Below are 20,727 nucleotides of genomic sequence, written 5' to 3' on the forward strand. Positions count from 1 at the left end.
CTGAAGTCGTGGGCTCTCTCCTGTGCTCTCTGTAGCTCAGAAGATCGTCGCGTCCCGGTAGACCTCGATCCCGCCGCTCGTAAGCTCGTAGGGCTTGCTCTCCCGAGCGTGATTCGCGTCTCGGATCTTCTGGATCTCGACGGCAAGTCGGGTCTCCTGGAAGTCCTCCGGGCGGACGTACTGCAGGACGAACACCGCGTCGGTGAGATACTCGATGATCCCGAATCGGGAGGCATAGGCCGTCTCCTCCGACGCTTCGCTGGTCACGAGCGTGGTGACCCCGGCCCGTTTCAGCGCGTTCGCGAAGTCATAGATCTCCGTGCGCCGGGTCGCCTGGTCGTCGTACATCATCTCCAGAAGCGAGACCGAATCCAGGACCAGGCGGTCGGCCTCGAAGTCCCCGACCAGCCGGGGGAGCTCGCTGCGGATGCTCGTCAGGCTGTTGGCCATATCCACTGGATCCAGGTCCAGAACGGCGAGCGACCCGTCCGCGACGGCCGCCTCGAAGTCCCAGCCCTTCTGACTGGCGCTGCGAAGGATCCGCTCCCGGTTTTCCTCCAGCGTGATGAACACGGCCTTGCCGTCGTTTCGGAGTGCTTCCTGGAGGAACTGGAGCGCGAAGGTGGTCTTCCCGGTGCCGGCCCCGCCGATGACGGCCATAAGCGAGCGGTCGGGAACCCCCTCCTGGATCATCGCGTCCAGGCCCTCGATGCCCACGTTGATGCGGGGGATGTCCGCGTGGTATTCCTCCTCGTCGAGGCCGTCCTCAGCCCCTTCATCGAGGTCGAAACCGAAGGACTCCGTCTCGGAGACGTCGATGTCGATCACGTCCGCCTCGGCTCCGAAGGCATCCTCGGCGGGGGTCTCAGCCGCCGAATCGCCGGCTTCGGAGCCCGACTCGGCAGAGAGATCCGGGAACGCGTTTGATTCGGCCGTATCGGACTCATCTGGCTCGGGCACCCCACTCTCATCGGTCTCCGCAGACTCATCTTGATCGGGCACCTCACCCTCATCGGCCTCCGCAGACTCATCTTGATCGGGCACCCCACTTTCATCGGCCTCCGCAGGCTCATCTTGATCGGGTTCCTCGGCGAGGGCCCGTTCGAACCAGTCCTCCTCGGTGTCCTCGGCCATCCAGTTGCCTGGAGTTCGTCGGGTCGGCCCAAGTAGCTTTCCCGTGGAGAGCGTTTTTTGTACGCCCGGCACCCAGCCCCGGTATGATCGTGGGCGTCGTCGCACAACGGGCAAACGAGCGGGCCGTCGATCTGGCCGGGGCGGTCATCGAGCGGCTGGAGACACAGGGGATCACCGTCCGGACCGACCAGGCCACCGCCGAGAAACTCGACCGGGAGCCCTGTTCGCTCGACGCGATGGACCGCTGTGACCTCGTGGTCTCGATCGGGGGCGACGGCACCTTCCTCTATGCGGCCCGCGGGGCCGGCGCCACGCCGATCCTGGGCGTCAACCTGGGCGAAGTCGGCTTTCTCAACACGGTCGCCCCCGAAAACGCCATCGAGGCCGTCGAGACGGAGGTCGCCCAGTATCGCGAAACGGGCTCGATCCGCCACCGGGAGGTCCCCCGGGTTCGACTGAAAGGCGAGGACTGGACACTTTCCCCCGCGCTCAACGAAGTCCTCGTCCAGGGGCGACGGCGGGGTCACGCCGATGGGATCGAGGCCAGCATCCGCATCGACGAGTCCCACTACGAGGAGACCCACTGTGACGGCGTCCTCGTCGCCACTCCGACGGGAAGCACCGCGTACAATCTGAGCGAGGGGGGCCCGCTGGTCCATCCCCGGACGGACGCCTTCGTCGTGACTACCATGTCCGGCGCCAGCGCGATGCCACCGCTCGTGGTGCCCGAGAAAGCGGACATCGAGATCGAAATCACGGGCGCGGCGGAGGCGGTTGTCTCCAGTGACGGCTCGGAGCACCGGACGATTCGGCCCCCGACCACAGTCTCGATTTCGGCGGCAGCGCCCGCGAAAGTTGCGGGTCCGGGGAGTGCGTTCTTCGAGGCGCTCGGAAAGCTGGAGTGATCGGCCGCAATGGAAAGGGTAAACGTGGGGACTCCCTAACCGAGGGTGTATGAGTCACGATCTCCCGGACGTGCAGGCAACCGAGCCGGACGTCACCGTCGGACTGGAGCGGGTCGGGGTCACCGGCGTCGAGAAGCTCGTCGAGATCAACCGTGGCAGCGGTCGGCCACTCGTTCTCATGGCGGAGTTCGAGGTCTACGTGGACCTGCCGCGCAAGCGCAAGGGACTGGACATGTCCCGCAACCTCGAGGTCATCGACGAGACCCTGGAGGATGCGGTCAGCGAACCGGTCTACCAGGTCGAAGAGATGTGTGGCGAAGTCGCCGAGCGGCTCCTCCAGAAACACGAGTACACCACCAAGGCGATGGTGCAGATGGAGGCCGAGTACATGATTCGCGACGAGACCCCCGCCAGCGGGCGAACCACTCAGAGCCGCGTGGACTTCATCGCCAGTGCCACCGCCAGCGAGGACAGCGAGACCCGCGAGGAGATTGGGGCCCGCGTGGACGGGATGACTGTCTGTCCCTGCTCACAGGGTATGATCGAGGAGCGCGCCCGCGAGGAACTCGAGGACCTCGGCGTGGGTGAGGAGGAGGTCACGGAGTTCCTCAGTCGCGTCCCCCAGGCCGGGCACTCCCAGCGGGGGCATGCGACCCTCACCGTCGAGTCCCCCGGCAAGCCGGACGTGGACTTCCGTGATCTCGTCGAGATCGCGCGGGACGCCATGAGCGCCCGCATCTACAACATGGCAAAGCGCCCGGACGAGGACCACATGACCTACGCCGCTCACGCCAACGCCCGGTTCGTCGAGGACTGTGTGCGCTCGATGGCCGAGCAGGTCGTCGAGGAGTGTGACGAGATCGACGACGAGGCCGTCATCACGATGAAACAGGAGAACGAGGAGTCCATCCACCAGCACAACGCCCACGCCGAGCGGATCGCGACGATGGACGAGTTGCGAGCAGAAGTCACCGGCGAGTAGTCGGCCAGGGCCGAAGGGTTATACTTCTTAAGCCGCTATCCGGAGTCATGTTGCGGTTGCTCCTGGCCGGCCTGCTCCTGATTCCCCTCGCGGACATCGCCCTCCTGGTTGTGGTCGCCGGGACGATCGGCTGGGCCCCGACCGTCGCGCTGGTCGTGCTCACGGCCCTCCTGGGGATGCTCTTTGTCAGAGCCGAAGGACGACACACACTCCGACGGATGCAGCGTTCGCTGGCCGAGGGCGAGTTGCCGACCGACCAGGTCGTCGACGGCGGGTTGCTCATCGCTGCGGGGGCCTTCCTGCTCACGCCGGGGCTCGTGACCGACGCGGTGGGCTTTCTCCTCGCGCTCCCGCTCTCGCGAGTGCCCATCCGGATCGTGCTCAAGCGCTATGTCATCACGCCGATGATCGACAGCCGAACGGGCGGCTTCGCGACAGGGCGAGTCTACACGGCCGGCTTCCCTGGGTCCGATGGATCGGGTGGGGACGGGGCCGGCCCCTGGACGACTGGGCCGGGCTCGAATGACGGCGGATCGACGGGCGATACGATCGACCTGGGACCCGAGGAGTACGACGTCTCCGAGGAGCGCTGAGATCCCGTCGCCGGCCGGCGAAAGGAAACCCTTTTACTTCCCAGCGGGCAAGTCGGGGTTGTCAGGGCCAGTAGCTCAATTAGGTAGAGCGCCACTCTGATAAGGTGGAGGCTTGCGGTTCAAATCCGCACTGGCCCATATTTTACGGCACTTCGCCGACGAGCGACGCTTGTGTCGCTCGTCGCGAATGGCGAGGCGAAATTGGGTGTGCGGATTTGAGCCCTATCACGAGCGAGCCTGCGAGCGACGTGATTTCGGTTCAAACCCGCACTGGCCCACTTCTCGAAGACCCACACCGTGGAGCGACCAGCTTGCTGTGTAGCGAGACGTGGCTGCAAAATTTGGACCCGCTGTCTCACACGGCCGCAGTTATCCTCGAGACATCCACGCTGTCAGCCATACGCGAACTTGACATCCTCCCCGCCATTAAGTGGGAGGCTTCCGCTTGCTATACGTGAGGGAGGGAGGTGACGGTCGTAGATATTCCGTCGATGGCCGACCGCCTCGACAACGAGGACGTCGTCAGCCTGATCCCACGTGACAATCGCCCGATAGTCGCCCGCTCGGAGTTTATGGTACGGATACCCAGTGAGTTTCTCGAGGCGATGGGAGGTCCAATCTTTCGCCTCGTCGAGTTTCTTGACCAGTCGCTCCTGCGCATCTTTTTCGAGCCCCGCCAGTAAATCAAGGGCTTTCGGCGTCCACTCGACCTCAGTCATCGATGCCCAGACGGCCCTTCACATCGTCCTGCGAAACGGTCTCGCCCTGCTCGCGTTGTTTTCGGCTCTCGGCGAGGTGCTCCAGCGCTTCGGTCGATAGTTGCGTCGGGGGATTGACGGCACTTCGAAGGGCCTCACGGATAAATTCGGACTTGTTCGCGTAGCCGCGTTCCTCCCAGACCTCGTCGATTTGTGTCAACAGCGACTGTGGCACCCTGACGTTGATCTTCTCCATCTTTCCGTCGCCAGCGGCGTCACTGTCGGTGCTCATGTAGTGTGATACATGCGTATCACGTAAGTAGCTTCGGTTGAATCCGGACGGGAATTCCAAAATTGATGGTTCTACAGACATGTTGAAGCTCCCTCCCACAGTATTCCCCATTGCCAAAACCAACCGGGAAAGCGAGCATAGACGGTCTTCAAACCAGGCTGGGACGGCGTGGGACCGACTTCCTTAGTCCTCGGAGCCCGCAGCATCGTCGTCATCGTCCGCTTCTTCGTCACCGTCCTCCTCGTACTCGTCATCTTCGTCGTCGTGATCGTGTTCGTCCGCCGCGTCCTCGAAGTCGACGGATAGCTCCCCGTCCCGATCCGCGTGGGTGACTTCGATCTCCAGTTCGTCATCGACAGGAACGGTCACGGTCAGCGTCCCGTTTTCGCCGGTTTCACCGACGGGTTCGTCGTTGACGGACACCGTGGCGTTGCTGATAGCGTTACCGTCGGCGTCCAGCGCGGTGACGGACAGGTTCGCACCCGGTTCGAGCGTGCCTTCGACGACCAGGTCGATCTGCCCCTCCTCGTCCGCGTCATCGTCTTCCTCGGCCGACTCGAGTGGGATTTCGAGCTCACCCGCCGCCTCGTATTCGACTTCGACTTCAAACTCGTCCGCCTCGGGGACGGTCACCGTGATCGTCCCGCTGGAGTCGGTCGTACCGACGTGCTCGCCGTTGACGGACACGGCTGCGCCAGCAACCGGGTATTCCGCGTGGGTAGCAGTGATGGTCACGTTCTCGCCGACACTGGCGTTCCCATCCACGCCGAGGTCGAGTGACTCGTCCTCGTCACTCTCATCCATGTCGTCGTCTTCGGTCGCTTCCGTGTCCTCATCCGCGAGTGGGATTTCGAGTTCGCCTTCCCGTTCGGCTTCGACCTCGACCTCGAATTCATCGTCGTCCGGGACCGTGACGGCGATGGTCCCGTTCTCGTCAGTCTCGTACGTGTCTTCACCATTGACACTCACAGCGGCGAACCGGACCGGTTCGCCGTCCCGGCTGGCGGTAAGCGTGACTGTCTCACCGAGTGTGACGGTTCCGTCGACGGTGATGTTGACCGCACCATCTGTTTCGATTCCGTCCGCGGGTCCCTGTTCGCCGTTGTCCATGGCCCCGAGTGGCCCCGAGCCCTGTGTCGCCATGGCGGCGGTCGCGCCAGAAGCGATCACGAGGACCGAAACCACGAGGGCAGCTACGGTTCCGAATTTTACTGGTATCATGACGGGAGGTTCGTAAATTCCGTAACGTATCCAGACCTATGAACCGGGAAGACTGCTTAGCCGATTTCCGCCCAGTTCAGTCGAATTAAACGGCCTTGTCGGGATTCGAAACTACACCCGTTCTACAGATAAGCAAGGCGAATGCCTCGGGGTCGTACGGAAATCGAAGATTTCCGTGATGATGAGAATCGGAGATTCTCGAACTACTTGACCCCGAGGCGGTTCACATGACTGTCCGTCCGGTCTCAAAAACCGGAGACAAAACGTGTCGGGACGTCGTTCGGCTGGGTAGTCACTCCGACTGCAGCGCCTCGAACCGCGATTCGAGGTCCGCAAGCGTCGAGCGATACTGTTCGATCTGGGTCGCCAGCCGGTCCTCGAACGCGTCGAGCTGCTCGTGCATGTCTTCGGAGAGCTCCCCGGACTGGCCCTCGATCTCGGCCTGGAGGGATTCGTACTGGTCGACGACCACTTCCAGCGCGTCCAGCGTCCGGGCCTCGAAGTCGTCGTTCGCATCCAGGATGAGGTCCAGCTGCGCGTCGAGGCTGCTGAGCGCCCCGTCGACCGCCGCCTCGTACTCCTCGATACCGGCTTCGGCGGCTTCATCGGCGGACTCGACCATGTCGTCGTGAGCCGCGAGCAGGTCGTCGAAGCCACCCTCGACGGCCTGACGGAGGTCTTCGAGTGCCGCCTCGTCGGTCGGCGTGGTTGCCTCGATGGCCTCGAGGATGTCCTCGATCGCCCGCTGGCCGACCTCCAGGGTGCGCCGGTGGACGTCCGTGCCCTCGACTGCAGCCGAGCGCATGGCCGCGGCGAACGCCGCCGGGGCACTCGCCGACTCCTCGGCGAACTGCTGTCCCTGTTCGATCACGTCACGTTGCATCTCGAACATCGCCCCGAAAGGCGAGTCGTCGGTGGAATCGGTATCCTCAGTCATTGTCCTGGTTGCGCTTGAGCGGCACGATCACTGCCTGGACGATATCACCCTCGCCGAGGTCGAGGACCTCGCGTTCGGCGTCGGGAATGCTGATCCGGCCACCACTCTGGATCCGGGTCTTGAACGTCGCCGTCCCCTGGACCGCCTCCAGCGGGAACGACTCGGGCGTGGGAACCGCATCGAGCATGGCTTCGGTCATCTGTGCTGAGGTTTCGGTCGCGTCGGAGCCCGCCTGCCCCATCGCCTTCGCGAAGGCCGAGGGAAACATGGCGGAGTTGGAGTCGTCGTCTGTCATTGCGACACCTGACCATTCGTCCCTGTGACCATAAGTGTTTCCACTAAATGGAGTTAATCACCGTTTGATACCAGATAGTGGTGCATTTTGGTTTTGTTCGGTGTGGTTGCGATGCTGCGGGTTCGTCCTCCCCCACCCCGGAGGGTGGCACGGCCGGGGACTGGGCCCGTGACTCGGGCCGCGAACGACACCTAGATACGTCCGCCACCCCCAGCCATCCGCATGGAGGTGGCGCTCGTCATCCTCGACGGCTGGGGACTCGGCGACCACGACCGATTGAACGCGATCGAGGCCGCTCACACCCCCACGTTCGATCGCTACTGGGACACGGGCGTCACCGGCACCCTCCGCACCGACGGGCCGACCGTGGGCCTGCCGGAGGGACGCATGGGAAACAGCGAGGTGGGTCATCTCACCATCGGAGCCGGGCGCCCACTAGATCAACCGGCCCTCCGCATCGACCGACAGATCGAAGCCGGCACCTTCTGCGAGAACGAGGCCCTCCGGACCGTTTTCGACGACACCAGAGAACAGGACGGACGGCTGCACCTCATGGGGCTGGTCAGTGACGGCGGCGTTCACGCCGATCAGGCCCACTTACACGCGCTCATCGAGTGTGCCGCCGCGGAGGGCCTGGAGGTGGTGATCCACGCCTTCATGGACGGCCGGGACACGAGCCCGACCGCCGGCGAGGCGTTCATCACCGAACTCCAATCCGAAATCGAGCGGATCGGAACCGGCTCGGTCGCGACCGTCACCGGCCGCTACTACGCGATGGACCGGGACGGGAACTGGGAGCGAACCAAACGGGCCTACGACGCGATCGTAAACCGTGAGGCGACACATGAGGCCAAATCGGCACGGGCCGCCGTCGAACAGTCGTATGACCGTGGAGACACGGACGAGTTCATCGAACCGACCCTGATCGCGGACGGGCCGCCACTCGAATCCGGTGATGGCGTGGTCTTCTGCAACTTCCGGGCCGATCGGGCACGCCAGCTCACCCGGATGCTCGCGGACATCGACCCCGCCTGGCCCCAGTCGACGGAGCCACCGGAGATCACGCTCGCGACGATGACCGAGTACGATCGGCGCTTCGATCTGCCCGTCCTCATCGAACCAAACGAGCCCGAAATCACCCTTGGTGCGGTCCTCGAACGGGCCGGGTTGACACAGCTCCGGATCGCCGAGTCCGAGAAGTACCCCCACGTCACGTACTTCCTCAACGGCGGCCGCGAGATCGAGTTCGAGGGCGAAATCCGGGAGATCGTCGCCAGCCCGGACGTGCCGACCTACGATCAAAAGCCGGAGATGAGCGCAGCCGGGGTCACCGACGCCGCGGTCCGGATCATCGACGAGCAGGACCCTGACGTACTCGTGCTCAACTACGCGAACCCCGACATGGTCGGGCACACGGGCGACTACGAGGCGACGATCGAGGCCGTCGAGACCGTCGACGCCGAACTCGATCGCCTGGGCACGGCCATCCGGGAGGCAGGTGGCCACCTGCTCGTAACCGCCGACCACGGCAACGCCGAGGACATGGGCACGCCGGAGACACCGCACACGGCCCACACGTTCAATCCAGTCCCGTTCATCTCGATCGATCCCGCGAACGGTAACGGCCGCATTCGCGAGGGCGGGACCCTCGCGGATCTCGCGCCAACGATCCTCTCGATTCTCGGACTCGACCGCCCCGAGGGGATGACGGGACGCTCCCTGCTCACGAATTAAGGTCTCTCGTACACGATCTCGCCGTCGACGACCGTCAGGTCCACCGAAAGCTCGGAAGCGGGCCGGTCCCAGGGGGAATCAGAGAGCACGATTACGTCCGCTGGGGCCCCGACCTCGATCGTCCCCGGAGACCCGCCGCGGGCGAGTGGGCCACGCGTCCCCGCCTGCAGCGCCTCCGTCACGGCAAGTCGCTGTTCGGGGCCGGGCGCGGACCGCAGGCGCTCGATCGCCCGAAGCGGGGCCATCGAGAACCCGTCGCTCCCGAGTGAGAGTGACACGCCGGCCGCATGCAGGCGACCGTAGCGGCCATCACGCCCTGACTCGGCCCGGTCGAGCGTGTCCGGACTGACGACGACCGTCGCCAATCGCGCTGCGAGCGCCCGTATCTGGTCGTCACGCACCCGATCGGCGCGATCGATCACGAGACCGGCTTCGAATTCCGAGAGCACCTCATCGAGGGCCTGCTCGTCGGTTGCCAGGGGCCGGACGGTGAGGCCCGCGGCCGATGCCGCCTCGCGGAGCGCCGCGAGCGACGGGAGCGTCGATTCGTCGGCCAGTTGCTGGTCGACGTCGACCCGGATCGCCCCCATCCGCAATCGGTCGTTCCCCGCACCGGTTGGTATCCCAAGAGTTCTCGCCGCCGCGATGGGGTCGCCGGCGTCCCCGACTGCCGGCCGGCGGTCCACCTGCACTCGCAGCGACAGCGCCCCCGCTCGATCGAGGGCCTGGTAGGCGCGGGCCGTCGTGGCGGTCAGCACGTCGTCCTGGACCCCAGTGACGCCGTGTCGATGGGCGTGTTCGATCCCCGCCTCGATCAGGTCCCGGGCCCGGTCACGGCCGGAAGCGAGTGCTTCCCAGACCGGCCGCGAATCGGGCCACTCGACGACGCCGCTCTCCACTGGCTCGTGGCCGATAGTGTCGACCGCGACCGAGTTGAGCGTCATTGTCTTCCGGTCCCCGCTGATCGCGACGACGGGCCGGGTCTCGCTCACGGCGTCGAGATCGGTCCGATCGAGCGAGGCGTTCGGCGAGCCGACACCGACGACCCACTCCCGATCCCGTTGGGCGTCGGTCCGAAGTCGGGAACGCGCCGTCTCCGCATCCACACCGGAGAGATCGGCGCGACGGCGTCGAAGCCCGATTCCCAGCAGGTGGGCGTTCGCGTCCACGAACCCCGGGATCACCGGCCGGCCGTCGAGATCGACTCGGGTGGTCTCGATTCCCTCCAGAAACTCGACCTCGTAGGTGTCCGCGACACGGACGACGATACCGTCACGGACCGCGAACGCCTCGGCGGTCTGATCCGGGTGCGAGAGCGTGTGGACCTCGCCATCGACGAAGATCGCGTCGGCGGGTGCAGCCATATCCCAACGGACGGGCCGGCGAGCAAAACGGTTGGGTTTCGGACTCAGAGTCGGCGAAAGCCAGCGGCCCCCCGGACGACCAGCCCCTGGCGGGTGAGTTTCTCCAGGATCTCGCGGGCGGCGTCTGCCGGCACCCCGTGCTCGCTCGCGTACTCGACGATCGCCGACTCGGTCGGTTCATCGAGGGCGTCCAGGGCGGCCAGCACACGGTCACGACGACTCATCGAGCCGGTGTCCGCTTCGGTGGCGGCCGCGGCGACCTGATCCGGATCCAGGCCCTGTCCTTCGAGATACTCCCGATCGTCGACCCCCGCAGATTCGATCGCCGCGGCCATCTCGCTCACGGAGTCCAGTTTCTCGTAGGCTTCCGCCCGGTCCTGGGCGCTCGCGAGCATCGCCGAGCGAACCTCCCGGGCCGCCTCGCGGTCCTCGGTCGTGGTGAACTTCTTGAGCCGGTCGAACTGGTGGCGGGTCCCACAGCGCGGGCACGTGGTCGTCTCGGGCCGGTCCGCGACGATCCAGAGTGCCTGACAGTTCGAGCAACCCACCACGGCGTACATAGGTTACAGTGGTCGGTCCGCCCTGTTAAACCTCATCGACCCGGTCGAGGAAGGTATCGAAGGCCCCGCTCTCCGGGTGGACGTGGGTGTAGGTGCCGAGCGTGGCGTACTCGGTCAGCCCGTCCCGTCCGTCACTGATGCCCTCGCCGCGTGACATCGAGAAGGCGAGCGTGGCGTCCGAATCGAGGGTCGCCGTGGAGTAGTGAAATTCGTGGCCCCGGCGATGGTCGCCCCGGTTTGCGGTGAGGGTGTCCCGGTCGGCCACCAGTTCGACGTGATCCAGCGCCTGGTACCGTTCGGTCATCCGGATCTCGGCTGGCAGGACTCCAGCCATCCGGTAACTGTCACCCGCGGTGGTTTCAAGCGTCTCCGAGAGGGCCATCAACCCGCCACACTCCCCGAAGACCGGCGTGCCGGCCACAGCGCGCTCTCGGATCGCATCCAGGGTGTCGCTCGCTTCGAGTTCGGCGGCGAACCGCTCCGGATAGCCGCCCGGGAGGTAGATGCCGTCACACTCTGGGACGGGATCGCCAGCCACGGGCGAGAAGGTGCGGACGGTTCCAGCGGTTTCGAGGCGCTCGCGAGTGGCGGCATAGAGAAACGAGAAGGCCTGATCGCGAGCCAGCGCGATACAGGAATCAGTCTCGGGTGGATCGGGCACCGCTGGAGCGGCCGGGGGTTCACGAGCCGCGTCGAGCAATCGATCGGTTCGAATGTGCTCGGCGGCCGCGGAGAGCCCTTCGCGTGGCAGGGTGGCCTCCTCGCCCATGAAGAGTCCGAGATGCCGATCCGGGATGTCGAGGTCCTCGCGGGGCGGGATGCGACCGAAATAGGTCAGGTCGTCGGGGAGCGCAGCCCGGATCCCGTCCTCGTGGCGGCCGCCGTGGGCCCGCTGAGCGATGATCCCGGCCACCTCGATGTCGGTCCCGGCCTGGGTGGCGTACTGCTGGAAGCCAAGCGCGGTCGCCGCCACGCTCTCCATCCCGGCTTTGGCATCGACGATCAGCACGACCGGCAGTGAGAGGGCGTCCGCAACCATCGCCGTGCTGGAGGCATCACCGTCATACAGGCCCATGACACCTTCGACGACCGCCATGTCCCCGCTCCCACGGGCGTAGTTCCGGCGGACGCCATCCGTCCCCTCCATCCAGACATCAAGCGTGCGCGAGGGGCGACCCGCGATCGCGGCGTGATGGCTGGGGTCGATGAAGTCCGGGCCCGCCTTCGCGGGCTGAACGTCGACGCCGGCCTCCTCGAGGGCCGTCATGACGACCAGCGAGGCGACGGTTTTGCCCACGCCGGAAGCCGTGCCGCCCAGGACGACGCCCTTCATGGGTGATGCTCCATGGCCAGCGTTCTGGCCTGCTCGAACTTCCCGGCTTCGAGTGTCTCGTGGATCCGGTCGTCTTCGAGGACGTCCCAGAGGAACTCCCGACGGGCCGCCGACGGGAGGTCCTCGGCCCGCTCGCGGAGTTCGGACTGGAGTTCGACCATCGGATCGAGGGTCTCGAACTCGGCTTCCAGTTGCTGTCTGAGGTATTTGCTCACGGCCGGGCTTCCCCCGCCGGTGGCGATACCGACCGTGAGGTTATCGCCCGCAATCACACTCGGGGTGATGGTCCGCCCGGCCTCGTCCACCCGGTTCACGAGCGCGCCCTGTTCGGCCGCCCGAGCGGCGATCCGGTCGTTCAACTCGGCGTCGTCGGTTGCGGGGATCACGAGAAACGCGTCGTCGGCGTACCAGGCCGCGAGGTCCCCATCGATCTGGGTCCGGTGGAGCCGACAGTCGATCTCCGAGAAGCGCTCGTGGAAGGCAAGTGAGGGGACGACGACCTCGGCTTCGGTGGCAAACAGCGCGGCCTTCCTCGCGGCGACCGCGCCACCGCCGAAGATGACGACTCGACGGTCCGTGAAATCGTGAAAGAGCGGGATCATCGCGGTTGGCCGGACGCCCAGTCGATGTCGGGGACCCGATCACGCATCGAGACGACCTCGCCGATGACCGTCGTCGCGGGGGGTTCGATGTCTGCCGCCGCGGCCCGGTCGACGACGGTTCCCAGCGTGGCGGTGAGGGTCTGCTGTTCGTCCCAGGTCACCTTCTCGATCATGGCGGTGGGGACATCCGCCGGAACGCCCCGGTCCCGGAGGCGGCCGACGTAATCCGGGAGACGCTTGACACCCATCAGGACGATAAGCGTCTCGCCGCCCTCGACGCGTTCGGCCAGCGCGTCCCAGTCGACGTGGTCCTCGCTCTTCTCCGCGGCCTCGTGTCCGGTGATGACGGTGAAACTGGAGGAAATCTCCCGGTGGGTGACGGGGATACCCGCGAGTTCCGGGGCCGCGACGACACTCGTCACGCCGGGCACGACCCGGAAGGGCACGTCTCGGGCCGCGAGAAACTCCGCCTCCTCGCCGCCGCGGCCGAAGACGACCGGATCGCCGCCCTTCAACCGAACCACCGATTCGCCCGCCCGGGCGCGGTCCAGCATGAGATCGTGGATCTGGTCCTGGGTCGTCCGGGGCTGGGTGCGTTTGCCCACGTCGATGCATTCCGCTCCCTCAAGGGAGTCGACGATCGCCGCACTCGTCAGCGAATCGTAGAGGACGACATCCGCACTCTGGAGGAGTCGCCAGGCCCGGACGGTCAACAGCCCGGGGTCACCCGGCCCCGCACCGACCAGTGCGACCGACCCGCCATCCCGGACCCAGAGGTCGGCGGGTGAATCGGTGCCACAGGCCATCTCGACGGGGGACTGTGCTGTGGCCGCCTGGCGGTCGTCGAATTCGCCGTTCAACCGCGTCATCGCCCGCCCAACTGGTGGCGCCGGCGTGGACGCGGTCACGCTGCCGAGCGGGGCATCCAGCCCCTCACTCGATCGACCCGACGATTGGTTCGTCTCTGTCCGGGCCCGCCCAGCATTGCCCGCCGACTCCCGTGAATTCCCCATGGTACCCGAGGCTCTTGGCTCCGGCGTATTAAATCTAATTTTGTTTATCGCAATCCAAATTGTTTTAATTGGGCCCCCAGAAGCTATTCCCACAGCATGCACATTGCAGAGGGATTTCTGCCACCGGTCTGGGCCGCGGCCTGGGCACTGTTCGCCGCCCCGTTCGTCGCCTACGGGACCTATCGGGTCGCGACCTACGTACGGAAATCGCCGGAGCGAATGGCGATGCTGGCCCTCGCCGGGGCCTTCATGTTCGTGCTCTCGGCGATGAAGTTCCCCTCGGTCACCGGGAGCACGTCCCATCCCACCGGGACGGGCATCGCGGTCGTGCTCTTCGGCCCGGCCGTGACCGCCGTGCTCTCGACCATCGTCCTGGTCTATCAGGCACTCCTGCTCGCTCACGGCGGGATCACCACCCTGGGGGCGAACGTCGCCTCGATGGGGATCATCGGTCCCGCGGTCGGCTGGCTGGGCTACCGGGCCGTCCGTGACCGGACGGGCATCGTCACCGGGACCTTCGTGGCGTCGGTGCTGGCCAACTGGGCGACCTATATCGTGACGTCGGTGCAACTCGGGGCGGCGTTCCCGGCCGGGGGCGGAATCGCCGGGGTGCTCACAGCCGCGGGGAACTTTGCTGCGGTCTTCGCGGTGACACAGCTCCCCATCGCAATCGTGGAGGGGGTGATCGCCGCCGCGATGATCAAACAGCTTCTGGCGGTCAAACCCGCCGTGACGTCGAAACTGGGGGTGTCGACGTGAACCGACTCACACTGCTCGCGGGGCTCGCCGTGATCGGTCTCCTCCTGATTCCGGTCCTGGCACCCGGGATCGGTGCCTGGGGCGGGGCAGACGGGGCCGGGATGGCACTGGTCGCCGACCAGGAACCGGCCTACGAGCCGTGGTTCGAGTCGATCTGGACGCCACCGTCCGGCGAGATCGAATCCGTACTGTTCAGCCTCCAGGCGGCGATCGGGGGCGGCATCATCGGCTACCTGCTTCGTGGCTGCCCGGACAACTGAAATGCACACGACACTCGAGGGCGTCCAGCAGTCGGCGACCCCCGCGATCAGGGGGCCGCTGCAGGTGTATGTCGTCGTTTTTGCCCTCGGGTTGACCCTCGCCGCCCCGACTCGACTGGGGCAGGCAGTCGCCGGGCTCTGTTTTCTCGGCCTCACGATCGATGCGGTCGGTGTCGGACCGCTGCGCTGGCTCGGCGTGCCCGTGTTCTTCCTCGCACCCGGGCTCGCGGTGGTTCTGGTCACGGCCCCCGGTGCGGTACTGTACGAACTGGGGCCGCTCACGGTGACCGACACCGGCCTGCAAACGGCGCTTGACACCACCGTTCGGTCGCTTGCCACCCTCTCGATCCTGGCGTATTTGATCGCCTCGACCCCCGTCTCGACGGTCGTGCTGACCCTCCGGAAGGCCGGACTCCCGAACGTGCTCGTGGAGTTGTTCCTCTATGTCTACCGGGCCATCGCGACGGTTATGGCCGAGGCCGAGCGGATGCACACCGCGGCGACAGCCCGGGTCGGGTTCGGAAATCGACGGGCCACGCTCCGGACGATGAAACTGCTGGCAAGCGCGCTTTTCGTCCGCACGATCGACCGCGTCGAGGCCCTCGACGAATCGCTGCGGGCCCGATGCTACGACGGCGAACCGCCGGCCCAGGCCCACGTGGAGAGCGAGGGCTATGGCTACGCGCTCGGCGTGCTGGTGCTGCTCGTGGGGGTGCACCTGCTGTGACCCTCCGCGCCGAGGGCGTCGCCTTTGCCTACCACGGGTCGCCGGTGCTGACGGGCGTCGACTTCACGGCCGAGACCGGCGTGGTAACTGCCCTGCTCGGCCCGAACGGGGCCGGCAAGTCCACCCTCCTCAAACACTTCAACGGGCTCCTGCGGCCCGACGCGGGACGGGTGCTGGTTGACGGCACCGAGATCGAAGACGACGAGGCGATCCTGCGCGAGGTTCGATCCCGGGTTGGCTTTGTCTTCCAGAATCCCGCGGATCAACTCATCGCGCCCACAGTTCGCCAGGACGTGACCTTCGGCCCGCGAAACATCGGGGTCGCCGACGCGGTGGATGTAGACAGCCTGCTCGCCCGAGTGGGGCTGCCCGACGCCGGCGACCGACATCCACACACCATGAGCAACGGCGAGCAAAAGCGAGTCGCCCTGGCCGGCGTCCTGGCGATGGACCCGGATTACGTCGTCATGGACGAGCCGACGGCCGGGCTCGACGGGGACGGAGCCGCCCAGTTCGTGGGCCTGATCGAAGACCTGGTCGCTGCGGGAGTCACCGTCCTCCTCTCGACGCACCACGTCGGCTTCGCCACGACCGTCGCGGACCGGATCGCCGTCCTCACAGAGGGGGAAATCAAGTACGAGGGAAAGGATATCGACCGGGAGACGGCCGTCCAGTTCGGCCTCCGGACCTGGGCCCTCTAAGGAAGGTGAGTTTGTCCTACTACAAACGATATTGTTTTAGTCGGGCGTCCGTTTGGTCACGACGATGGGACGGATCTCGCTCCCCGAATCGACCGCGCCGGGCCCCACCAAGCCGGCAGTCAGGGCCCTGGTCCTGTGGAAACTCGACCTCGAACCGGACGACCACGTCGTCGACGTGGGTGCCGGGACCGGGGCTGTAACGCTCGAAGCCGCCCAGGTCGCCGATCGGGTCACCGCGATCGAGCGGGATCCGGACCGGGTGGCGGCGATCCGAACGAATCGGGAGGCCTCGACCGTCGAGGGCACGGTATCCGTGACACAGGCTGTTGCGCCCGAGGGACTGCCGGACGCCGCCGACGCCGTCTTCGTCGGTGGGACGCGGAACCTCGATGGCGTGCTCGACTGGATCGAGCAGGTCGCCCCGCGGACAGTCGTCCTGAACGCGGCCCGACTGGAGACGGCCGTTCGAGCTATCACCGAATTCCGGGCGCGGGATTTCGATCCCGAAATCCGGCGAATTGCGATCGGAACGGGCCAGGAACTGGCCGGCGAGACGGCGATCGAGCCCCAGCGACCAGTGTACATGATCGCCGGCACGCCGGGGGGTGGGGCATGACCCTCTACGGGGTTGGCCTGGGTCCCGGCGACCCGAAGCTGGTGACGGTCCGCGGGAAAGAACTCATGGAGCGAGCCGAGCGGGTGTACGCGCCGGGTGATCTCGCCGCGGAAATCGCCGGCGAATTCGTTCCGGACGAGCGAATCGAGCAGCTTTCCTTCCCGATGACCCGGGACGAGAGCGCACTGCGGGCCGCCTGGGAGGAGGCCGCCGAAGTCGTCGCCCCCGCCGCCGAGACGGGGACAGTCGCCTTCGTGACCATCGGCGACCCGAAGATCTACTCCACGTTCTCGCATCTGGAGCGGGCGATGAAGGAGTACCAGGCGGTCGACGTGGAGACCGTGCCGGGCGTGAGTGTCCTTTCGGCCTTCACCGCGGCGATGGACGTGACGATCGACGACGGCCCGATCGACGTGCGGGAGGCCCGGGCCGGCGTTCCCACGGACGGTCCCGATCAGTGTCTCCTGCTGAAGGTGACCGACGTGACAGCGACACACCAAAAACTGACCGCGGCCGGCTACGACGTGATCTACGGTCGACGACTCTTCATGAACGACGCCACAGTGACCACCGAGCCCACGAGTCTCGAAGACGACTACTTCACCGTCGCGTTCGCCACACGGGGGCGATCGGCATGAGCGGCGTTCCCTGGCAGCAGGGCGAAGCGATCCCCTTCGTCGGGGCGGGGCCGGGCAACCCCGAACTCATTACGGTTGCCGGCCGCGAGGCCCTCGAAGGCGCCGACCTGGTGGTACATGCCGGGTCGCTCGTCAACAGCGACGTCCTAGTAGCCTACGCCCCCGACGCTCGCTGGGTCGATAGCGCCGGCAAGGATCTCGAAACGCTGGTCGAGACCATGGCCACGGCGTACGAGGACGGCGAGGCGGTCGTCCGGTTGCACAGCGGGGACCCCTCGATTTTCGGGGCCGCCCTCGAACAGATCGACGCGCTGGCCGAGCGGGAAATCCCGGCCTACGTGATCCCGGGCGTCACCGCCGCCTTCGCCGCGAGCGCCACGCTTGGCACCCAGCTCACCCTTTCGGGGATCGCCAACCACGTGGCGATCACGCGCCCGCGCGGAAAGACCCTCGACGCCGAGCAGGATCACGTGACCGAGTTCGTCGGCATGGGCGACGTGACGACGGCCGTCTACCTGGGCACACATGCCATCGAGGGGATGATGGACCGGCTGCTCGAGGCCGGCGAGGATCCCGAGACGCCGGTCGCCGTGGTCTATCACGCCTCCTGGCCCGACGAGGACGTGATCAAAGGCACGATCTCGGACATCACGGCCCAGGTCGAAGCGGCCGGCTACCAGGCGAGCGCGCTCGTACTGATCGGCGAGGCGGTCACCGGCGGCGGGTACGACCGCTCACATCTCTACGGCGGCTGGGCGACCGACGCGGGTGATGATTCGTGACCGGGGAGAGCGAGGTCGATTCGGTCGCGGTGATCGCCTTCGAGCGGGACACGGAGGCGGCCACCGAAATCGCCACCGCCCTGGAAGCGCCGGGCCGGACCGTCGAGCACGTGGAGTACGCTGACGGCGTGTTTGAGGCCGCGTGGGACCGGGATGCCATCGTGGCCGTGATGGCCAGTGGCATCGTCGTCCGGAAGATCGCCCCGCTGCTGGAAGACAAGTGGACCGACCCGGCCGTCGTAGCAATCGACGGAGATCACACCTGGTCGCTGCCACTCGTGGGCGGCCATCACGGGGCCAACCGCCTTGCAGCGGAACTCACTGCCGTCGGGGCCGTGCCGGCCGTAACCACGGCGACGGAGGCCGCCGGAAAACAGGCCGTCGAAGGGCGGGCCGAGGCACTCGACGCGACCATCGAGACCCCGGACTCCACGGTCGCGACGAACCTCGCCGTACTCCGCGAAGCGCTGGGGCCGGTCGAGCGCCTCGAAGGGCCCCGGGCGGTCCTGGTGGACGAGGACGTGACCGTCCTCCGGCAGTCGGGGGACGCCAACCTGGTCCTGGGAACCGGCTGCCGCGCCGGAACCGACGCCGAAACCTGCAAGCAGGCCTGGCGTGGGGCGCTCGAAGCCGCCGATCGCGAGCTCTCGGAGGTGGCTTTTGTCGCGACCGGCGACCTGAAAGCCCAGGAGCCGGGGTTACGTGAGGCTGCCGCGGATCTGGACCTCGGACTGGTAACTTTCGAGAGGGAGACCCTGGAGGACTTCGAGGGACCCAGTCCGTCGAAGGCCCGGGAACTGACCGGCTGGCCCGGCATTGCCGAGGCCAGTGCCCTCGCCGGCGGTCACGATCACGAGTTACTGGCCGAAAAGCGGCAGTTCGAGGACCAGGTTACGGTGGCGATCGGCCGATGACCGAGTGGCAAACGGCGGGCCACGTCACCCGCCCGATGGACGGGGCAAACGGCAAGCTACTCGTGGTCGGAATCGGTCCCGGCCGCCCCGATCACCTGACGCAGGCGGCCCGCGAGGCGATCCAGGCCGCGGATACGGTCTACGCGGCCTCGCTGTATCAGGAGTTCCTGGACGAAACCGGACTGCTCGACGATTCGACGGTGATCGAGTCGAGTCGAAACGCGAAGGAGCGTCAGGCCCGGGAGACCTTCGACCGAGTTCAGTCGGGCGAGACAGTCCTCCACGTCTCAGGGGGCGACCCGAACGTCTATGGAAAATCCGACCTGCTCGTGGCACTGGCCGAGACCGAAGCCGACGGCGAGATCCCGATCGAAATCGTCCCCGGGGTGACCGCTGCGCTCGGCGGAGCAGCCTTACTGGGCGCGCCCCTCTCGAATGACTTCTGTACGATCTCGCTGTCGAGTCAGCGCCGCGAGCAGGCCGAAATCGACGAGAAACTCGCGGCGGCGACCAGGGCCGGTTTCGTGCTCGTGCTCTACAACGGCTGGCGATCGCTCCCCGAGGCGCTCTCGATCGTCAGCGAGCACCGCCCCGGATCGGTGCCGGTCGCGATCCTCGAAGACGTCGGCCGAGGGGACCGTGGCCGCAATCCGGCTGGCGAGACCGTCGCGATCTCGCGGCTGGCCGACGCCGCGTCCGAACTCGACCCACAGACCCCGGGCACGCTCGTCGTGATCGGGACCGAAGCCTCCCGCGTGCTCGAACCGGCCGGAGACGGCCGCCCGTTTTTCGTCACGCCGCGGGGCGATACGACACCACTTCACCAATGACAGAGAGACCGAGCGATCCCGAAACGGGAACAGACGAGACGAATCGAACGACAGCGGACGTCGGCCGCCTGGTCGCCGTCGGCATCGGCCCGGGCCATCCCGAGGGGATGACAGTTCGGGCTCGGGAGACCCTCCAGGCCGTCGAGCAGATCGTGGGTTACGAGACCTACATCGACCTGCTTCCGGACGCCCTGCTCGACGCCGCCGAGTCGGTCTACGCGACCGGCATGGGTAGCGAGGTCGAGCGAACCGAATCGGCGGTCGACCGGGCCATCGACGGGGCGTCGGTCGCGCTCGTCGGGAGCGGCGACCCGAACGTCTACGCGCTCGGCGGCCTCGTCCTCGAAGTCCTCGAATCGCGGGGTGTAGCGCCCGCAACCGTGGACTTCGAGGTCGTGCCGGGAGTGCCAGCGGCCCAATCGAGTGCGGCCCGCCTGGGTGCCCCGCTCGTGAACGACGCAGTGACGATCAGCCTCTCGGATCATCTCACCACCCGCGAGGAGATCGAATCGCGGCTCCGGGCCGTCGCACCCGAGGACTTCGCCATCGCCATCTACAACCCCTGGAGCCCGAACCGGGCGGCGATCTTCCAGCAGGCCTGTGAGATCCTGCTGGAACATCGGGCACCCGACACGCCAGTCGGGATCGTCCACGGCGCTGGGCGGGCGGACGAACAGACACGCCTGCTCACGCTCGGGGAACTGCCCGAGATGGGCGACGCTGAAGTCCTCGACATGACCGCGACGATCGTCGTCGGCACCGAGGAGACACGCATCTGGGGCGATCGCATGATCACGCCCCGTGGGTACGAACGAAAGTACGACTACTGAGTCGATT

At 66.4% G+C, this 20,727-nt stretch carries 24 protein-coding genes, 1 tRNA gene and 1 pseudogene; 15 read left to right on the forward strand and 11 right to left on the reverse strand.

Annotated features, from left to right (window positions below; genetic code table 11):
• Positions 1-36 precede the first annotated feature (36 nt).
• Positions 37-1,134, reverse strand: coding sequence for a KaiC domain-containing protein (locus HSR6_RS09465; RefSeq protein ID WP_071933461.1), 1,098 nt, complete (start codon positions 1,132-1,134; stop codon positions 37-39).
• 83 nt (positions 1,135-1,217) lie between these two features.
• On the opposite strand from HSR6_RS09465, the gene HSR6_RS09470 reads away from it, so the two are divergent.
• The 4 genes from HSR6_RS09470 (at position 1,218) to HSR6_RS09485 (ending at position 3,752) form a co-directional block, all read left to right on the forward strand.
• Positions 1,218-2,039: an NAD(+)/NADH kinase gene (locus HSR6_RS09470; protein WP_071933462.1), complete on the forward strand. Its 822-nt coding sequence runs from the start codon at positions 1,218-1,220 to the stop codon at positions 2,037-2,039.
• A gap of 49 nt (positions 2,040-2,088) precedes the next feature.
• Positions 2,089-3,021 (forward strand): GTP cyclohydrolase MptA, encoded by a 933-nt coding sequence (gene mptA / locus HSR6_RS09475; RefSeq protein WP_070365645.1) that lies wholly within the window; start codon positions 2,089-2,091, stop codon positions 3,019-3,021.
• Positions 3,022-3,068: 47 nt separating this feature from the next.
• The gene (locus tag HSR6_RS09480; protein WP_071933463.1) at positions 3,069-3,614 is read left to right on the forward strand and encodes an FxsA family protein; all 546 of its coding nucleotides are present in this window, start codon (positions 3,069-3,071) and stop codon (positions 3,612-3,614) included.
• A 64-nt stretch (positions 3,615-3,678) separates the two neighbouring features.
• A tRNA-Ile gene (locus HSR6_RS09485) sits at positions 3,679-3,752 on the forward strand.
• 320 nt (positions 3,753-4,072) lie between these two features.
• On the opposite strand, the pseudogene HSR6_RS09490 reads toward HSR6_RS09485, so the two are convergent.
• The 5 genes and pseudogenes from HSR6_RS09490 to HSR6_RS09510 all read right to left on the reverse strand — a co-directional run.
• A pseudogene (locus HSR6_RS09490) lies at positions 4,073-4,333 on the reverse strand (type II toxin-antitoxin system RelE family toxin); the annotation flags it as partial.
• Complete coding sequence (locus HSR6_RS09495) at positions 4,326-4,604, reverse strand: ribbon-helix-helix domain-containing protein (protein WP_070365648.1); 279 nt, start codon at positions 4,602-4,604, stop codon at positions 4,326-4,328. The pseudogene HSR6_RS09490 and the gene HSR6_RS09495, both read right to left, overlap by 8 nt.
• Positions 4,605-4,787: 183 nt before the next feature.
• A complete protein-coding gene (locus HSR6_RS11030; RefSeq protein ID WP_071933464.1) occupies positions 4,788-5,825 on the reverse strand; it encodes a hypothetical protein in 1,038 nt (345 codons plus the stop codon).
• Positions 5,826-6,117: 292 nt separating this feature from the next.
• Positions 6,118-6,762 (reverse strand): hypothetical protein, encoded by a 645-nt coding sequence (locus HSR6_RS09505; protein ID WP_070365650.1) that lies wholly within the window; start codon positions 6,760-6,762, stop codon positions 6,118-6,120.
• The gene (locus tag HSR6_RS09510; protein ID WP_070365651.1) at positions 6,755-7,057 is read right to left on the reverse strand and encodes an AbrB/MazE/SpoVT family DNA-binding domain-containing protein; all 303 of its coding nucleotides are present in this window, start codon (positions 7,055-7,057) and stop codon (positions 6,755-6,757) included. The genes HSR6_RS09505 and HSR6_RS09510 overlap by 8 nt, the downstream gene beginning before the upstream one ends.
• A gap of 222 nt (positions 7,058-7,279) precedes the next feature.
• Here HSR6_RS09510 and gpmI point away from each other — a divergent pair, with 222 nt between their 5' ends.
• Positions 7,280-8,791 (forward strand): 2,3-bisphosphoglycerate-independent phosphoglycerate mutase, encoded by a 1,512-nt coding sequence (gene gpmI, locus HSR6_RS09515; protein ID WP_070365652.1) that lies wholly within the window; start codon positions 7,280-7,282, stop codon positions 8,789-8,791.
• Here the strand turns inward: gpmI and HSR6_RS09520 are convergent.
• Genes HSR6_RS09520 through cobA form a run of 5 tightly spaced genes read right to left on the reverse strand, consistent with a single transcriptional unit; the run spans position 8,788 to position 13,663 of the window.
• Positions 8,788-10,155, reverse strand: a complete 1,368-nt coding sequence (locus HSR6_RS09520; RefSeq protein ID WP_071933465.1) for an amidohydrolase family protein — start codon at positions 10,153-10,155, stop codon at positions 8,788-8,790. The genes gpmI and HSR6_RS09520 overlap by 4 nt on opposite strands.
• A 44-nt stretch (positions 10,156-10,199) precedes the next feature.
• Entirely contained in the window at positions 10,200-10,715 is a 516-nt protein-coding gene (locus tag HSR6_RS09525; protein WP_070365654.1) for a DUF5817 domain-containing protein, read from the reverse strand.
• A 25-nt stretch (positions 10,716-10,740) separates the two neighbouring features.
• The gene (locus HSR6_RS09530) at positions 10,741-12,048 is read right to left on the reverse strand and encodes a cobyrinic acid a,c-diamide synthase (protein WP_071933466.1); all 1,308 of its coding nucleotides are present in this window, start codon (positions 12,046-12,048) and stop codon (positions 10,741-10,743) included.
• Positions 12,045-12,650 (reverse strand): precorrin-2 dehydrogenase/sirohydrochlorin ferrochelatase family protein, encoded by a 606-nt coding sequence (locus tag HSR6_RS09535; protein WP_071933467.1) that lies wholly within the window; start codon positions 12,648-12,650, stop codon positions 12,045-12,047. The genes HSR6_RS09530 and HSR6_RS09535 overlap by 4 nt, the downstream gene beginning before the upstream one ends.
• Positions 12,647-13,663: a uroporphyrinogen-III C-methyltransferase gene (cobA, locus tag HSR6_RS09540; RefSeq protein WP_233488539.1), complete on the reverse strand. Its 1,017-nt coding sequence runs from the start codon at positions 13,661-13,663 to the stop codon at positions 12,647-12,649. The genes HSR6_RS09535 and cobA overlap by 4 nt, the downstream gene beginning before the upstream one ends.
• Before the next feature lie 96 nt (positions 13,664-13,759).
• Between cobA and HSR6_RS09545 the strand changes: the two genes are divergently transcribed.
• From HSR6_RS09545 to cobJ, 10 genes are all read left to right on the forward strand, one after another.
• The gene (locus HSR6_RS09545; protein WP_071933468.1) at positions 13,760-14,422 is read left to right on the forward strand and encodes an energy-coupling factor ABC transporter permease; all 663 of its coding nucleotides are present in this window, start codon (positions 13,760-13,762) and stop codon (positions 14,420-14,422) included.
• Positions 14,419-14,682: an energy-coupling factor ABC transporter substrate-binding protein gene (locus HSR6_RS09550; RefSeq protein WP_070365658.1), complete on the forward strand. Its 264-nt coding sequence runs from the start codon at positions 14,419-14,421 to the stop codon at positions 14,680-14,682. Before HSR6_RS09545 ends, HSR6_RS09550 begins: the two co-directional genes overlap by 4 nt.
• Before the next feature lies 1 nt (position 14,683).
• Positions 14,684-15,409 (forward strand): energy-coupling factor transporter transmembrane component T family protein, encoded by a 726-nt coding sequence (locus HSR6_RS09555; protein ID WP_071933469.1) that lies wholly within the window; start codon positions 14,684-14,686, stop codon positions 15,407-15,409.
• Complete coding sequence (locus HSR6_RS09560) at positions 15,406-16,110, forward strand: energy-coupling factor ABC transporter ATP-binding protein (RefSeq protein ID WP_071933470.1); 705 nt, start codon at positions 15,406-15,408, stop codon at positions 16,108-16,110. Before HSR6_RS09555 ends, HSR6_RS09560 begins: the two co-directional genes overlap by 4 nt.
• Before the next feature lie 64 nt (positions 16,111-16,174).
• Complete coding sequence (gene cbiT / locus HSR6_RS09565) at positions 16,175-16,726, forward strand: precorrin-6Y C5,15-methyltransferase (decarboxylating) subunit CbiT (RefSeq protein WP_071933471.1); 552 nt, start codon at positions 16,175-16,177, stop codon at positions 16,724-16,726.
• Entirely contained in the window at positions 16,723-17,364 is a 642-nt protein-coding gene (locus HSR6_RS09570; RefSeq protein ID WP_070365662.1) for a cobalt-factor II C(20)-methyltransferase, read from the forward strand. The genes cbiT and HSR6_RS09570 overlap by 4 nt, the downstream gene beginning before the upstream one ends.
• Positions 17,361-18,146 (forward strand): cobalt-precorrin-4/precorrin-4 C(11)-methyltransferase, encoded by a 786-nt coding sequence (locus HSR6_RS09575; protein ID WP_071933472.1) that lies wholly within the window; start codon positions 17,361-17,363, stop codon positions 18,144-18,146. Before HSR6_RS09570 ends, HSR6_RS09575 begins: the two co-directional genes overlap by 4 nt.
• Positions 18,143-19,060, forward strand: a complete 918-nt coding sequence (gene cbiG, locus HSR6_RS09580; protein WP_071933473.1) for a cobalt-precorrin 5A hydrolase — start codon at positions 18,143-18,145, stop codon at positions 19,058-19,060. Before HSR6_RS09575 ends, cbiG begins: the two co-directional genes overlap by 4 nt.
• A complete protein-coding gene (locus tag HSR6_RS09585; protein ID WP_095532147.1) occupies positions 19,057-19,890 on the forward strand; it encodes a precorrin-3B C(17)-methyltransferase in 834 nt (277 codons plus the stop codon). Before cbiG ends, HSR6_RS09585 begins: the two co-directional genes overlap by 4 nt.
• Entirely contained in the window at positions 19,887-20,720 is an 834-nt protein-coding gene (gene cobJ, locus HSR6_RS09590; RefSeq protein WP_071933474.1) for a precorrin-3B C(17)-methyltransferase, read from the forward strand. The genes HSR6_RS09585 and cobJ overlap by 4 nt, the downstream gene beginning before the upstream one ends.
• Positions 20,721-20,727: the final 7 nt, after the last annotated feature.

The organism is Halodesulfurarchaeum formicicum (assembly GCF_001886955.1).
GTDB classification, from domain to species: Archaea; Halobacteriota; Halobacteria; order Halobacteriales; family Halobacteriaceae; genus Halodesulfurarchaeum; species Halodesulfurarchaeum formicicum.